This window comes from Flavobacterium sp. 245 (assembly GCF_004362055.1).
Taxonomy (GTDB): domain Bacteria; phylum Bacteroidota; class Bacteroidia; order Flavobacteriales; family Flavobacteriaceae; genus Flavobacterium.
Genome location: NZ_SNXB01000013.1, coordinates 70,135 through 84,479 on the forward strand (window position 1 = coordinate 70,135; position 14,345 = coordinate 84,479).

Below are 14,345 nucleotides of genomic sequence, written 5' to 3' on the forward strand. Positions count from 1 at the left end.
ACAGCTTAAAAAAACTGCAACGATCACCAAAAAACCAACCAGTTTTTAATTAAACTTATATTCTAACAAAAATGTTAGTGTAATATTTTTTGCCCGTTTTGGCATCAGTAGTTACTGCAATTCCAAAATGAGTATAATTTCCTTCGATGTTTTCTTTATGCCCTGGACTTTCCAACCATGCTCTTAACGCGGCTTCAGAAGTTTTATAATTGTAGGCCACATTCTCTCCTACTTTTTTTGCACCCAGAACTTTTTCAAGATTTTCAGAACGCGCTACAAAATCGTTATGATCAACAACATTTTTTTCGATCATATATTTGTTGTGTTCTTCACATTTAGCTGAAATATGATTAATTGGTTCTAAGGTATTTAGACCAATACTAACACGGTAATCGTTAATCAATTTAATGGTTTCTAATTCTGAATCGTTGTACGAGTAGTTCGTAATCAGAATCTCAGTTGAAGTACTGTTTTCAGCTCCCTCGGCAGTGTCAGCAGAACATGCGTTCATTGCAAAAAGTATTGCAATGAACGTCATGATGCGCATTATCTTCTTCATAATCATACAGTAGTTTAATGCTTAAAGTAAATGTTGGGGCAAATCCTTTAAATTTTTATAATTTGAATAAATTGTTTCATTTTCTTATACCAAACGTATTCAAATTATCGTTAAACTACAAAATTAATCGACGAAATGCATTATATTTTTATTTTACACCGTAATTTTCCTACAACTAAGACGATAATCGCTCAATTTTCCATGAAAAATCAGATTGACTTGTATATCGGATCCTGTCATGCAGTCGATTAGGTCTCCCTTGCCAAAATTCTACCTGCAACGGACTTATTAAATAACCACCCCAATTTTCAGGTCTAGGAATCGGTTGTCCTACAAATTCAGCTTCTAATTTCTTTAAATTTTCTTCTAAAAAACTTCTCGACGGAATCACTTCACTTTGATGCGAAACAATCGCGCCCAGCTTGCTTCCATCGGGTCTTGAATCAAAATAGTTGTCAGAAATATTTTCAGAAGTTTTTTGTGCAATTCCTTTTATAATTACCTGTCGCTCCATTTCCTGCCAAAAAAATGATAGACAAACATTTGGGTTTGCTTCAATCGCTTTTCCTTTTTCCGAATTATAATTGGTATAAAATATAAATCCTTCTTCAGAGAATTTCTTCAGCAAAACAACTCTCGATTTCGGAAAACCATCCAGACCGATTGTAGAAACCGTCATAGCGTTTACTTCTCCGCTTCCACCAAAATCTTCCACTTCGTGAAACCATCTATTGAATAGATTAATTGGATCTTCAGGAATATTGGTTTCCAATAATTCACTTTTCTCGTAAGACTTTCTATAATTGCTTAAATCGTTCATAGTTTTTTGTTTTTTTGTTTCAGGTTTCAAGTTTCAAGTTTGTCAGGCTGAGCGAAGTCGAAGCCCTCTCCTATTACAAAAGCCCTTCGACTTCGCTCAGGGTGACAACAACACAAAATCTTAGCAGCTCAGAACCTTAGTAACTTAGTATCTTAATTTAAAACTCAAATGAAACTCCATCATCTCCCAAAAGCACATTCGGGAAAATTTCTTGAGCTTCTTCTTTAAAACGGTCAATTCCGTCATACCTTGTAGAATAATGACCTAAAACCAATTGTTTTACATTTGCTTTTAATGCAATTTGTGCCGCTTCTTTTGCTGTTGAATGCAAAGTTTTTTGTGCCAAAGAGGCTTCAGATTCTAAAAAAGTAGATTCATGATACAAAACATCTGCATTTTTTATTATCGGAATAATATCTTCGTGATAAACCGTATCAGAACAAAAAGCATAACGCATTGTTGGGGCCGGATCAAATGATAATTTCTCATTTTCGATTACCGTTCCGTTATCAAGCGTGATATCGCTTCCGTTTTTTATTTTTTGATAATAAGCAACGTGAATATCATATTTTTGAACCGCTTCAACATTTAATTTTCTTTCATCTGGCTTTTCTTCAAAAAGATAACCATTTGTATAAACACGATGTCTTAACGGAATCGTTTTTACAATAACACGTTTATCTTCAAAAATAACTTCGCTTTGCTTAGACTCCAGTTCATGGAAAAACAAATTATAAGTTGTCCAGGATTCTGTCAGTTTTAATTGAAGAAGAATAAGTTCTTTAATTCCTTTTGGTCCGTAAATATGTAAATCGGTCGTTCGTCCTAAAAGAGAAAAAGTAGAAATTGTCCCAATCAATCCATAAAGATGATCGCCATGAAGATGCGAAATAAAAATGTGATTTATTTTGGAGAATTTAATCTTATTCTTCCGAAGCTGTACCTGAGTTCCCTCACCGCAGTCAATTAAAAACAATCGGTTTTTAATCTCTAAAACCTGCGAAGTCGGATTGGTAATGGTTCTGGGAGTTGCGGCATAACAGCCAAGTATAGTTAACTTCAATGTATATTCGTTTATTTGGTAAATCGTTTAATCGTACAAAATTATAATCTAAAAATTAATCGATTAAACAGTTAAACAAATAAACGATTAACCTATTTTTAAAACCCTAGATCGCGTTCAATTTCTTCCATTTCGATAATATCGTGCGCTTCTAAAAGAGAAGGAACGACAAGTAGTTTATCTGAAATGGCATTAAAATCAAGATCTGAAGCCACAATCACAAACGATTTTTTTATTTTCTTCTGCGACTTTGCCAACGGCAAAAATAGTTTTAAATCATTTTCAGATAAATCAGCATCCGATGACAAATCGATTATAACATTATGCTTTTCAAAGGTTTTAAATTGTTGCGTTACTTTCTCCAAAAAAGAATTAAAATCTCCTTGGGTATCTTTAATCGTAACGGTATGTCCTTTTTGATCTACTTTCATTTTACTAAGGTACGAAGTTTTTTTAATTGTTGTTTCAGGTTTCAAGTTTCAGGTTTCAAGTTCTGGAACGTTCAGTTTGCCGACTTGAAACCTGAAACTTGAAACAAAATAAACTAAAATTTACTGTATTTTAGACGCTAAAAGATAAATAACTGCCATTCTAATTGCTACTCCATTCTCTACCTGATTCAGGATTACAGAATGATCAGAATCGGCAACTTCAGAAGTAATCTCTACTCCCCTGTTGATTGGTCCCGGGTGCATGATTACGATTTCTTTTCCAAGAGAATCCAAAAGCGGTTTATCAACTCCGTATTGCTGTGCGTATTCTCTTGTTGATGGGAAAAAGTTCACATCCATACGTTCGTTTTGTACACGAAGCATATTGGCAACATCACACCATTCTAAAGCTTTCCTTAAATTCGGTTCAACCGTAACTCCAAGCGATTCAATATATCTCGGAATTAACGTTTTTGGTCCGCATACTTTTACTTCCGCACCTTGCATTTTCAAAGCATATATATTGGATAAGGCTACTCTTGAATGCAGAATATCACCTACAATAACTACTTTTTTTCCGGCAACATCGCCCAGTTTTTCTCTGATTGAATAACTGTCTAACAAAGCCTGCGTTGGATGCTCGTGCGCGCCGTCGCCAGCGTTTACGATACTTGCTTTGACATTCTTAGATAAAAAATAAGCCGCTCCGGGATTGGAGTGGCGCATTACAACCATATCTACTTTCATCGAAAGGATATTGTTTACAGTATCAATAAGTGTCTCTCCTTTTTTAACCGAAGACTGAGCCGCAGAAAAACTAATCACATCTGCCGATAATCTTTTTTGGGCTAACTCAAACGAAAGTTTTGTTCGGGTACTGTTTTCGAAGAAAATGTTAGCAATAGTAATATCACGTAATGAAGGAACTTTTTTAATCGGTCGATTAATGACTTCTTTAAAATGATCTGCCGTTTCAAAAATTAGGTTAATATCATTCTCGTTGATGTATTTAATTCCTAATAAATGATTTACGCTTAATTCTTTCATTGTGTTTGTTTATTTGTTTATTTGTTTAATCGTTTAACTATTATTTTCTAAACTTTTAAATCGATTAAACAATTAACCGATTTTAACGATTAAACATTTTAATTTGTTATCAGGTAAACAGCGTCTTCGCCTTCATTTTCTTTCCAGCTTACTTTTACCTTTTCATCATTAATGGCATCTACCTGACGACCGCGATAATCGGGCTGAATTGGCAGGTTACGACTAAAACGTCTGTCGATTAACACTAACAATTCGATTTCTGACGGTCTCCCGAAAGACTGAATTGCGGTTAAGGCAGAACGAATGCTTCGTCCGGTAAACAAAACGTCATCGATAAAAATGACTTTTTTGTCTTCGACTATAAAATTGATTTGTGTTTTATTGGCTTCAAGCGGTTTATCAGTACGGCGAAAGTCATCTCTAAAAAAAGTGATGTCAAGATATCCCAAAGAAATTTCAGGAACTTTATATTCGTCTTCTAATATTTGTTTTAAACGTTCAGCTAAAAAAACGCCTCTTGGCTGAATCCCGACTAAAATAGTATCGGAGAAATCAAGATGTTTTTCGATTAACTGACAAGCCAAACGATGGAGTATGATAGTAACTTCTTTTGAATTAAGTAATACTTTTTGGCTCATAATTAAGTGTGATGTTTGGTTGGGCAAATATACGAAATCAGAATTTATTTGTTGGGGTGTTGAGTGGTGAAATATTTTTTTGAAATTAAAATCGATGAATCATTTTTCTTTAGAAGTTATTTTTTCACATAATAATCTTACTTTTTATAATCACTATAGTATAAAATCATATTTTAGCTAAGTAAAAGAATATTTTCAAATCAAATATTGTATAAATATAAAAGAAGTAAATCAATTAATATCCTTAAGATTTATCAGATAAACCATGAGTATATATTCACAACAAGAAATTGAAAGTTTAAAACAACTTGATGAAGAAATGACTTCAGAATTAGAAGCTATGCTACCAGAAGTATTGCATAATTTTAGTAAAGAAAAAGGACGAGCATGTTCTGTTCATTCATTACATGGTACAATTGGGGGAAAAAATAATACTTATGTTGATAGCATCCGTACTCAATTTAGTGATCCAAATGATTTTAAAGCGAAATGGCTTGAAGGATTTATAGCTTACATTGGAGATAAATCATATTCACCATTAAGAAATCTTATGAAAGATAAAACTTTTAGAAACTATACATTAACTTTTCTTGAACGCAATTTTTATAGAAATCTTTTAGCACGAACCAGAATAAAACCTAATGAAAGTCTGTGGAAAATTTGGTTTGGTGGAGGAAAATTCTTTTGGGGTTTAATAATTGCTCCAACATTTAGAGAAAAGATTTGGACAAATGATGTGAGTGAAATTAGAAGAGCAAATTATATGTATTGGACTGTGGGGCATGTAATGGAAACTGGTTTAATTGATCCTGAAAATAATGGATCATACAAATTTGATAAACTTGATGATTTACTAAATTTTTATAGGAGTATTTTGAAAAGGGTTTCTAACTCACAATATGAAAAAGAAATTTTTGATCATTATGTAGAATATCTAAAATGTTCGGAAGATCCATTTTCGGAGCCATTTTTAATTCCAGAATTAAGATATGCTGGATTAGAAGTTGACCATGAACATCGACTAGATTTTACAATTTTAAATTCGCACACAATGGACATGGTCGGATTTGAGTTTAGTCCCCACTCTACACATATGGCAGTTTCAAAAATTAAAGACAAGCTTCAAAAAGATGTAAATTCAGAATTAAGTATTAAATGGAACAAAGAAATGATGAAAAGAAATAAATATTTTTCAAATTTCGGAATTACTACAGTAACGTTTACAGATGAAAACCTACTAAATATTGCTAATTGCTTTGAAACAATGAAACATTATTTATCTATCAGACCCAAAACCAAAGTTAATTTAGATGAACAAATAGCTCGATTAGAAAATATATAACCTTTTAATAATTCAATCATCTTTACTGAAAACTCTATATTTAAAATAATATTTATATACAAATGCAATTAACAAAAGAACAATTACTTGAAATAAACGAAATTGGCAGATACATAATTAAATTATCTGATTATTTTACTGATTTTGAAGATGATCTACTTTATTCAGAAGAAAGAATAGAAGAAATAATTAGCAATGAAGAAGATATTGATTATATACATATAGATTTTCCTGGTGAGCATGAGAGCGCATCCATTGAAACATCTGAATTTCTAAAACTTGGAGATGAAATTAAATCGATAAAAGTAATCAACAAATCTCATATAAAAACTAATTTACGAAGTTATTATATTGTCGCTGCAACAGATTCCGAAGAAACACATGTTTTGAGTGAATACAGCGATATTAAAACAACTTCGATAAACGGAACTGAAATAAATATCTTAACTGAATCAATAATTATTGGCTTAGCAGCAACAAAACTTGATGAATACGATAAAGATTATTGGGGTACGTTTAGTCAATATTTTTCAATTGAAATTATTTATAGTAATAAAGAAAACGTTTTATCACAAGAAAAGGAAATTGACTTACTAAATGCTTTTATATTTGAAGTTGCTGATACCACAGGGATTGCTTTAAATTTATCAGAAATTAATAATCCCATGGATGATTATTATGAATATGATGAGTCCGTAAATGTAACTCAAACGCTTAGAGAATTAGAACCGTTTAATGAAGGAATGAAACTTTTTGTTTCTGCTGTACAGATAAAAGATTCTGAATTAAAATTTCTTAATTTTTATAAAGTTCTAGAACATTTTGCACCAATTGCTGTAAATATTGAAGCTAATGAGCTAATGAGAAAAAAATTAGATGCTCCAAAAAATTCATTCGAGGATGGAGACTTTATTAGATCAATTTTTCAATTGGCTAATTCTATGCGCGATAGATATAATGATGAAGATTTAATTAAAGCTGCATTTAATACATGCTTTGATTTTATTGGGTTATTTGAAGAACTTCCTACATCAATACAAAAAAAAATAACTAGTCATTTGAAAATTAAAAAATTAGAATATGGCGGAGATAGACAACAATTAACAACAGCAAGCAATATTGCAGCAAAAATTATATATAAAACTCGTAATAAGGTTGTTCATGCAAAATCAAACTTTATTCCAGATGGAGAAGAAATTCAAAATAACGAATTTGAAAATTTAAATTATTTTATGAAATCAGCAAGTTCACAAGCTATAAGATGGTATTCACGACAGCCAAATCATTTAAAAAGAGAAATTATAAAATAAATCTATCTTCTCATTAAATTTGAGAACAAACAAACACCAAACATCATGAGAAAACTAATCGTCATAACCATGATTACAATCGATGGCGTAATGCAGGCACCTGGTGGCCCTGAAGAAGATACTTCGGGCGGTTTTGAACATGGAGGCTGGGTGGCGCCTTTTGGAGATGAAGAATATGGCAATGTCATGCAGGAACAAATGAAACCTGCCGATATTCTTTTGGGCAGAAAAACATTTGATATTTTTGAAGACTATTGGCCCAAACATGCAGAAGGCTGGCCGGGAATTAATGAAGTTACCAAATACGTTTTATCTTCCACAAGAAATAACTCTGATTGGCAAAATACCGAATTCCTCTCCACTATAGAAGACATCAAAAAACTCAAAAATTCAGAAGGCGGAGACATTAAAGTTTGGGGAAGCGCAACACTTGTGCAGCTTTTACTTCAACATGATTTAGTCGATGAACTTGGACTATTAGTTTATCCTATAATTTTGGGCAAAGGGAAAAAATTGTTTGATGATAGCTCAACTCCGTCAGGCTTTACTTTAACAGAAAGCACGATTACACCAAGCGGTGTGATTGCGGTGAGTTACAAACGAGCTGGAGATGTTAAGACTGGAACTATTGGGGAATAAATTTTCCGAAACTATAACGCTATTAATCATTTTAAGTAAATCTAAGCCATTCAATTATTATGAAGAAAAAAACATTTCTCATCTTTTCTATTTTAGCTACAATCTTTCTTAGTTCTTGCAAATCAACACCAGATTTGACAGAAGATGAAGTTTATACGATCATAAATGAAATTATAGTTGACGACAGTTTACCAATTTATCAGGCCTGCTGGAAATTCAGAAATATAAAGTTAACTGAGAATTATAAAAAAGAATTTACCGAAGAAGATTTGGAATTCATTGATGAACAAAATGAAATTTTCAAGGATTTGAAAATACAACCAAACAAATTGAAGTGGTATCAAAAAAGGCAAAAAGCATTTGAATTCACGTCAGTTGATACCATTTGCGATCAGGGAATTTTATATCACATTTCGTTTCCTGTTATTTCAGCGGATAGAAAAAAAGTGCTTATTGAATTTCAAGAAGATTGCAATTGCATGTTAGGCGGACAAGGAGGAAAAGATTTATACGAGAAAAAGAATGGACATTGGATTCGAACAAAAAGTTTTGATCAATGGATAAGTCAAAATAAAAAACCACAGATAAAAACCAATGGACAAATACCAAGAAACTTTTAAAACGTGGAATAAAATTGCAAATCTCTATGAAGATAAGTTTATGAATTTAAGCTTGTACGACGAGACTTATGACTTCTTTTGCAACACTCTAAAACAAGAACAAATAAACCTATTTGAAATTGGCTGCGGACCAGGAAACATTACAAAATATTTATTATCCAAAAATCCTAATCTAAAAATTACAGGTATTGACATTGCTCCAAAAATGATTGAATTGGCAAGAGCAAACAATCCTTCTGCCAACTTTGAAGTACAGGACACAAGAGAACTTAGTTCCTTAAATAAAAAATTTGATGCCATTATGTGTGGCTTTTGTTTACCTTATTTATCTGACGAAGATTGTTCTCAATTAATAGTCGATTCAGAGAAAATACTTTATAACAATGGCGTTTTATATTTAAGTTTTGTTCAGGGAAAACCTTCCGAATCCGGTTTTATTTCTGGAAGCACTGGCGATCGCACTTATTTTTATTATCATACTTTAGAAGATATAACCAATCAACTTTTAATGAAAAATTTTGAAGTAATTAAACTATTCAACGTAAACTATCCAAAAGCGGAAGATATAGAAATTCACAGTATAATAATTGCTAAGAAAATTGAGCAATCAATTTAAGAATTCATTATATAAACGATATCACAAAATTTTTTCCGTGCCTGCAATCTATAATAACTTTAAATGATCAGCATAATTCAACAATTAAAAACTCTAAAAGTAACAGGAGGTATTATTTGGCTTTTAGAATTCATTCATGGCAAAAATTATTTAACTCCAAAACTAAACTATTTAAGAACTTTACAACTTGGAACTGTTGGACGTGAAGTTGCAGAAATGCTCGACAGTAAACAATATAGATTAATTCCGAAATTTGAAAATCATGATCTAAAACATATCGTGTTAGAATATGAAATGTCAATGAAAGATGAAATCAGAATGCAAGCTTATCTAATTGGAAATGGCAACTTTACTTTTCCTTGTTTAATATTCTTTTCTTTAGGTACATTTTATCCCTCGATATGGAAAGATTTATTAAACGAATACAAACAGGGAAAAACAACAAAGTCGATTCATTTTCTGACTTTGGATGATTGCATGGAATTAAAATTAATAGATATAAAAAATGAATATGGGCGTAGAAAAATAACCAATTAAATGAAAGAAAGCATCCAAAAATTTATAGCAAAACCAAAAACCATATTTCTGATAGATGCCGTTGGGGCGTTGCTCACATTCGCTATACTTTTTTTCGTTCTTAGAACTTTCAATTCCCTTTTTGGTTTATCAAAAACCACTTTCAAGTATCTTTCTTTATTGGCATTATTTTTTTCATTTTATTCATTTGCCTGTTTTTTTCTAGCAAAAAATAATTGGAAATTATATTTAAAAATAATCTGCACAGCTAACATACTCTATTGTATTTTGACATTTGGCATTTTGATATACAATTATAAAAGCATTTCTATATTTGGTTTAGTTTACTTTATAGGAGAAATCGCTGTTATAAGTGGACTTGTATTACTTGAGATAAAAGCAATTAAATCCAAATCCTAAAACATTTCCAAAAAATTCTATAACACATTTTCCTGATTCCTGAAGTAATTTTAATATAGAAATTTAAAAACTCAGAGTCATGCAAAATAAAATTACAAGAATGTTAATGGTATTCGTTATACTATTTTCATTTACAAGCTGCGAAGTTATTGGAGACATTTTTAAAGCTGGAATGGGATTCGGGATATTTATCGTAATTTTTGTTGTTGCGATTATTATCTGGATTTTTGCAAAAATGTTCGGCAGTAAATAAGACATAAAAAAATCCCCGTTATTTTCATAACGGGGATTTTGTTTTTAAAACACATAGACACATTGTTTTTTGAGCTTAAAAAAGGCATTTCACCTTTTTGCAAAAAACATAGCTTCTTGTTTTATATTATTTAAAGATTGTACATCTTTTTTCTTTGCTCTTGAATTTTTTCATCATCAAGATATTCATCAAATGTCATGTAACGATCGATTACTCCGTTTGGTGTTAATTCTACTATTCTATTACCAACAGTTTGTGCAAACTCATGGTCATGCGTAGTGAAAATTACAGATCCTTTAAAGTTTTTCAACGAGTTGTTGAAAGCTGTAATAGACTCCAAGTCTAAGTGGTTTGTTGGTTCGTCTAACATTAAGATATTAGCGCGTTCCATCATCATTCTAGACAACATACAACGTACTTTTTCTCCTCCAGACAAAACTCTACTTGTTTTTAAAGCTTCTTCTCCAGAGAAAATCATTTTCCCAAGGAAACCTCTAATAAATACTTCGTCACGCTCTTCTTCAGTTTTAGCGTATTGACGAAGCCAATCAACTAAACTCAAATCGTTTTCAAAGTAATCGTGGTTTTCAGCTGGTAAATAAGCCTGATTGGTTGTAATTCCCCACTCAAAAGAACCAGAATCTGCTTTTTGTTCGTTGTTTAAGATTTCATAGAAGGCAGTTGTTGCACGCGAATCTTTAGAGAAAAGAACGATTTTGTCGCCTTTTGCCATATTCAGATTAATATCTTTAAATAAAACTTCTCCATCTACAGAAGCCGCTAAGTTTTCTACATTCAAAATCTGATCTCCAGCTTCACGATCCTGATCAAAAATAATCGCAGGGTAACGACGGCTAGATGGTTTGATTTCTGAAATATTCAATTTAGAAATCATTTTTTTACGAGAAGTTGCTTGTTTAGATTTTGCAACGTTCGCACTAAAACGACGAATAAATTCTTCTAATTCTTGTTTCTTCTCTTCTGCTTTTTTGTTTTGCTGTGCACGCTGTTTTGCCGCTAATTGGCTAGACTCGTACCAGAATGTGTAGTTACCTGAATAGTGATTTATTTTTCCGAAATCAATATCAGATATATGTGTACAAACCGCATCTAAAAAGTGACGGTCGTGAGATACAACGATTACAGTGTTTTCGTAGTTTGCCAAGAAGTTTTCTAACCAAGCGATGGTCTCAAAATCCAAGTCGTTGGTAGGCTCATCCATAATCAATACGTCTGGGTTTCCAAAAAGCGCCTGCGCCAAAAGCACACGAACTTTCATTTTTCCTTCCATATCGCCCATTAATGTATAATGATGCTCTTCGTTAATTCCTAAGTTAGACAACATTGATGCTGCATCAGAATCAGCGTTCCATCCGTTCATTTCTTCAAATTGAACTTGAAGCTCCCCTATTCTATCTGCATTTTTATCGTTGTAGTCTAAATAAAGTTCATCCATTTCTTTTTTAACAGCGTACAGAACTTTATTTCCCATTAAAACGGTTTCCAAAACAGTATGCTCATCGAACATGTTGTGATTTTGATTTAAAACCGACATACGTTTTCCTGGCTCTAAATGAATATGCCCTGAAGTTGGGTCCATATCGCCTGAGATAATTTTAAGAAATGTAGATTTTCCAGCACCATTGGCTCCAATAACGCCGTAAATATTTCCGTGAGTGAATGTGGTATTTACTTCGTCAAACAAAATTCGTTTGCCAAATTGAACTGATAAATTATTGACTGTTAACATGAATGTCTTTTTAATTAATTTGGTGCAAAAGTACGGAAAAAGGTTCAGAGTTGCAAAGAGACAAAGGGACTAAGTTTTTTTTATGCGAACGATGATTTCTCGCAGAGTCGCAAAGGCGCCAAGTTTTATTTTATACAGCTGATTGTCACGCAATCTTGTCATTTCGACGGAGGAGACTCGAGCACTAGCGAATAGACGAAGTAAATCTCCACGAGAAACTCCAATCCTATTATCGCCAATCTTTGTAGAGCTACTCGCGAAGATTTCTCATTCGAAATGACAAAAATGAGATTACTTTGCGAAATTATTTCAACTACAGCTTACTTTCCTTTGCTAAAGCTACTTCTAAACTCTCAAAATTCGGCAGGACCTTAGCAATCAAACCTTCTTTGTTCAGAATAAAATGCGTTGGAAAAGAATTCAATTGTAAACTTTCATTCATATAATCTTTCATGTCAGGAATTACTGAATACGAAAGCGGTTTTCTCGCTAAGAAAGTTTTTAATTGTTCTGGTGAATCTTCGGCAAAACTTATAAAAAGAATATCTTTTCGGTTTTTGTATTCTTCCACTAGTTTATTGACTTGCGGAAATTCTCTAATGCAAGGCGTGCAGTGAATGTACCAGCATTTTATCACAATAATTTTTCCTTTCATGGATTCGTTTGTAACCAAATTTCCGTCTAAATCTTTAAACGAAAAAACAGGAAAAGCTGTTCCTTCCATTTTGTAATTTTTATGAGCATCAAAACTAATTTGATTAATGGTTGCTTTTATGCTTGTATCTGTTTTTGGCAGAATCTTGAAAAGTTTATAAGCATATTCACTTCCTTCTGATTTTAATCGGATTGGAATGAAATTTCCTTTTGCCAGCTGATCTAAAAATACCTCTTTTGAAATTTCTTTCGAATCAAAATCAAATGCTGTAAAATCTCTTGAAAGCATTATCTTTTTACTTTGATAATTTGACCAATCGGTAAAATTTTTCTGAATTTGGACAGGATCGATTTCTGGATTTCCAAATTTGTTTTGACTGAAACCTGAAGCAAAAACTAAAAATAAGAATAAAAGAGGGAACGATTTCTTCATGAAATGTGGGTAATAATTTGGCCTCAAAATTACTTAAAAATCTAATGACTTTATTAGCTATTTTTGATTGCAATATCCTTATCCTAAATTTCGTTTTCAATTTTAAAATCATTTAAAATGAGAAAATTATTAGCCTTCATCTTCCTGTCGTCTTCCTTTATCAGTTTTTCGCAAAGCGAAAGGCTTTTTTATTTTGTAGAAAAAGATAGTTTGTTGGGAGTAAAAAATCAAAATGGAAAAATCATTATTCCAGCACAACCTTCTATGAATACAGATGCATCAGTTGATGGGCAAGAAATAAAAAGTATGATTTTTTTTGTTGACTTCATGAAGTATTACGATCGAAATGGCAATTTCATATTTACGCCTTACCCAACTGGCGAAGGACCAGATTATTTTCAGGAAGGTTTTATTCGGTATAGCGAAAACAAAAAAGTGGGTTTATTTAATGAAAAAGGTCAAATAATTATTCCGGCTAAATATGATTGGATGTCACAAATAAACTTTGGCTTTGCACAATTTTGCATTGGCTGTCATTTTGATTTTTCTAAAGATCCGGAGCATCCTTCTTTGATTGGAGGAATGTGGGGTTTTGTTGGTAAAAACGGAATCGAAATACAACCAACAAACAAGCGAAATCATCCTAAAGATTTTGAAACAGAAAAGCATCAATTTATTCCGTATCAATTTGAATACAATGAAAAGGAAAAAGAAATCCTTGATTTTTTTGAAAAACGAAAAGAACAAATCGCCCAAATCAATGGTTATGATTGTGATGCTAAAATCATTTATTTTGAAATCATTGAAAAACCAACAACGTTTGATCCTTTTTACAAAATAAAGACATTTGAATTGTGCAATGGTTATATTAGAGGATTTGAAAATTATGATGATTTCAAGAATTTTAAAGTCTCTGAAGACGGCAAACAATTCTACACAACTTATTTGGAATTAGTAGATCACAAAAAATATTCAGAATACGTAGAACGCAAAATCCCTATTGACAAATGGATCAAGAAAAATCTTAAAAAGTCTAAAAAATAAAAAAACCTGGCAATAGAGATTTGCCAGGTTTATAATGCTCGCATTTAAGTGAAAACCAAATAACAAATCACTCAAATTTGATCATTATTTGAAATAAAATTTTAGATTAAAAAATAAATAACCAAACTCAATTTTAACCGTCCCAATATTCTATTTCTATTCTTTTTTTTTTGAATCAGTTCGCTAATTT

General features: G+C 32.0%; 17 protein-coding genes. 9 read left to right on the forward strand and 8 right to left on the reverse strand.

What is annotated here, in order from left to right; translation table 11 throughout:
• Positions 1 to 55 precede the first annotated feature (55 nt).
• The 6 genes from EV145_RS19975 to pyrR all read right to left on the reverse strand — a co-directional run bounded on the left by EV145_RS19975 (position 56) and on the right by pyrR (position 4,558).
• Positions 56 to 559, reverse strand: coding sequence for a CAP domain-containing protein (locus tag EV145_RS19975; RefSeq protein WP_166638494.1), 504 nt, complete (start codon positions 557 to 559; stop codon positions 56 to 58).
• A gap of 175 nt (positions 560 to 734) precedes the next feature.
• Positions 735 to 1,379 carry a pyridoxamine 5'-phosphate oxidase gene (pdxH, locus tag EV145_RS19980; RefSeq protein ID WP_133526957.1) on the reverse strand — a complete coding sequence of 215 codons (645 nt, stop codon included), beginning with the start codon at positions 1,377 to 1,379 and terminating at the stop codon, positions 735 to 737.
• A gap of 157 nt (positions 1,380 to 1,536) precedes the next feature.
• The gene (locus tag EV145_RS19985; protein ID WP_133526958.1) at positions 1,537 to 2,442 is read right to left on the reverse strand and encodes a ribonuclease Z; all 906 of its coding nucleotides are present in this window, start codon (positions 2,440 to 2,442) and stop codon (positions 1,537 to 1,539) included.
• A gap of 98 nt (positions 2,443 to 2,540) precedes the next feature.
• Positions 2,541 to 2,873: a ribonuclease Z gene (locus EV145_RS19990; protein WP_133526959.1), complete on the reverse strand. Its 333-nt coding sequence runs from the start codon at positions 2,871 to 2,873 to the stop codon at positions 2,541 to 2,543.
• Positions 2,874 to 2,993: 120 nt separating this feature from the next.
• Complete coding sequence (locus EV145_RS19995) at positions 2,994 to 3,920, reverse strand: aspartate carbamoyltransferase catalytic subunit (RefSeq protein WP_007805228.1); 927 nt, start codon at positions 3,918 to 3,920, stop codon at positions 2,994 to 2,996.
• Between the two features lie 98 nt (positions 3,921 to 4,018).
• Positions 4,019 to 4,558 (reverse strand): bifunctional pyr operon transcriptional regulator/uracil phosphoribosyltransferase PyrR, encoded by a 540-nt coding sequence (pyrR, locus tag EV145_RS20000; protein WP_133526960.1) that lies wholly within the window; start codon positions 4,556 to 4,558, stop codon positions 4,019 to 4,021.
• A gap of 265 nt (positions 4,559 to 4,823) precedes the next feature.
• On the opposite strand from pyrR, the gene EV145_RS20005 reads away from it, so the two are divergent.
• From EV145_RS20005 to EV145_RS22495, 8 genes are all read left to right on the forward strand, one after another.
• Positions 4,824 to 5,900, forward strand: coding sequence for a topoisomerase II (locus EV145_RS20005; RefSeq protein WP_133526961.1), 1,077 nt, complete (start codon positions 4,824 to 4,826; stop codon positions 5,898 to 5,900).
• A 62-nt stretch (positions 5,901 to 5,962) separates the two neighbouring features.
• On the forward strand, positions 5,963 to 7,210 hold the full coding sequence (locus EV145_RS20010; protein WP_133526962.1) for a hypothetical protein: 1,248 nt from the start codon (positions 5,963 to 5,965) through the stop codon (positions 7,208 to 7,210).
• A gap of 45 nt (positions 7,211 to 7,255) precedes the next feature.
• Entirely contained in the window at positions 7,256 to 7,849 is a 594-nt protein-coding gene (locus EV145_RS20015) for a dihydrofolate reductase family protein (RefSeq protein ID WP_133526963.1), read from the forward strand.
• 59 nt (positions 7,850 to 7,908) lie between these two features.
• Positions 7,909 to 8,469 carry a hypothetical protein gene (locus tag EV145_RS20020; RefSeq protein ID WP_133526964.1) on the forward strand — a complete coding sequence of 187 codons (561 nt, stop codon included), beginning with the start codon at positions 7,909 to 7,911 and terminating at the stop codon, positions 8,467 to 8,469.
• The gene (locus EV145_RS20025; protein WP_133526965.1) at positions 8,444 to 9,085 is read left to right on the forward strand and encodes a class I SAM-dependent methyltransferase; all 642 of its coding nucleotides are present in this window, start codon (positions 8,444 to 8,446) and stop codon (positions 9,083 to 9,085) included. The genes EV145_RS20020 and EV145_RS20025 overlap by 26 nt, the downstream gene beginning before the upstream one ends.
• A 63-nt stretch (positions 9,086 to 9,148) precedes the next feature.
• Positions 9,149 to 9,622 (forward strand): hypothetical protein, encoded by a 474-nt coding sequence (locus tag EV145_RS20030; protein WP_133526966.1) that lies wholly within the window; start codon positions 9,149 to 9,151, stop codon positions 9,620 to 9,622.
• Complete coding sequence (locus tag EV145_RS20035) at positions 9,623 to 10,021, forward strand: hypothetical protein (RefSeq protein WP_133526967.1); 399 nt, start codon at positions 9,623 to 9,625, stop codon at positions 10,019 to 10,021.
• Positions 10,022 to 10,100: 79 nt separating this feature from the next.
• Entirely contained in the window at positions 10,101 to 10,274 is a 174-nt protein-coding gene (locus tag EV145_RS22495) for a hypothetical protein (protein WP_166638495.1), read from the forward strand.
• A 130-nt stretch (positions 10,275 to 10,404) separates the two neighbouring features.
• Here the strand turns inward: EV145_RS22495 and EV145_RS20040 are convergent, their stop codons facing one another.
• A complete protein-coding gene (locus tag EV145_RS20040) occupies positions 10,405 to 12,024 on the reverse strand; it encodes an ABC-F family ATP-binding cassette domain-containing protein (RefSeq protein ID WP_133526968.1) in 1,620 nt (539 codons plus the stop codon).
• A 313-nt stretch (positions 12,025 to 12,337) separates the two neighbouring features.
• Entirely contained in the window at positions 12,338 to 13,111 is a 774-nt protein-coding gene (locus EV145_RS20045) for a TlpA family protein disulfide reductase (RefSeq protein WP_133526969.1), read from the reverse strand.
• Between the two features lie 117 nt (positions 13,112 to 13,228).
• Between EV145_RS20045 and EV145_RS20050 the strand changes: the two genes are divergently transcribed.
• Complete coding sequence (locus EV145_RS20050; protein ID WP_133526970.1) at positions 13,229 to 14,155, forward strand: WG repeat-containing protein; 927 nt, start codon at positions 13,229 to 13,231, stop codon at positions 14,153 to 14,155.
• Positions 14,156 to 14,345 lie beyond the last annotated feature (190 nt).

Bases quoted from the DNA above. Each gene is read 5' to 3' on its own strand.
- EV145_RS19975 (WP_166638494.1), bottom strand. From the start codon at position 559: ATGAAGAAGATAATGCGCATCATGACGTTCATTGCAATACTTTTTGCA.
- pdxH (WP_133526957.1), bottom strand. From the start codon at position 1,379: ATGAACGATTTAAGCAATTATAGAAAGTCTTACGAGAAAAGTGAATTA.
- EV145_RS19990 (WP_133526959.1), bottom strand. From the start codon at position 2,873: ATGAAAGTAGATCAAAAAGGACATACCGTTACGATTAAAGATACCCAA.
- EV145_RS19995 (WP_007805228.1), bottom strand. From the start codon at position 3,920: ATGAAAGAATTAAGCGTAAATCATTTATTAGGAATTAAATACATCAAC.
- pyrR (WP_133526960.1), bottom strand. From the start codon at position 4,558: ATGAGCCAAAAAGTATTACTTAATTCAAAAGAAGTTACTATCATACTC.
- EV145_RS20005 (WP_133526961.1), top strand. From the start codon at position 4,824: ATGAGTATATATTCACAACAAGAAATTGAAAGTTTAAAACAACTTGAT.
- EV145_RS20010 (WP_133526962.1), top strand. From the start codon at position 5,963: ATGCAATTAACAAAAGAACAATTACTTGAAATAAACGAAATTGGCAGA.
- EV145_RS20015 (WP_133526963.1), top strand. From the start codon at position 7,256: ATGAGAAAACTAATCGTCATAACCATGATTACAATCGATGGCGTAATG.
- EV145_RS20020 (WP_133526964.1), top strand. From the start codon at position 7,909: ATGAAGAAAAAAACATTTCTCATCTTTTCTATTTTAGCTACAATCTTT.
- EV145_RS20025 (WP_133526965.1), top strand. From the start codon at position 8,444: ATGGACAAATACCAAGAAACTTTTAAAACGTGGAATAAAATTGCAAAT.
- EV145_RS20030 (WP_133526966.1), top strand. From the start codon at position 9,149: ATGATCAGCATAATTCAACAATTAAAAACTCTAAAAGTAACAGGAGGT.
- EV145_RS20035 (WP_133526967.1), top strand. From the start codon at position 9,623: ATGAAAGAAAGCATCCAAAAATTTATAGCAAAACCAAAAACCATATTT.
- EV145_RS22495 (WP_166638495.1), top strand. From the start codon at position 10,101: ATGCAAAATAAAATTACAAGAATGTTAATGGTATTCGTTATACTATTT.
- EV145_RS20040 (WP_133526968.1), bottom strand. From the start codon at position 12,024: ATGTTAACAGTCAATAATTTATCAGTTCAATTTGGCAAACGAATTTTG.
- EV145_RS20045 (WP_133526969.1), bottom strand. From the start codon at position 13,111: ATGAAGAAATCGTTCCCTCTTTTATTCTTATTTTTAGTTTTTGCTTCA.
- EV145_RS20050 (WP_133526970.1), top strand. From the start codon at position 13,229: ATGAGAAAATTATTAGCCTTCATCTTCCTGTCGTCTTCCTTTATCAGT.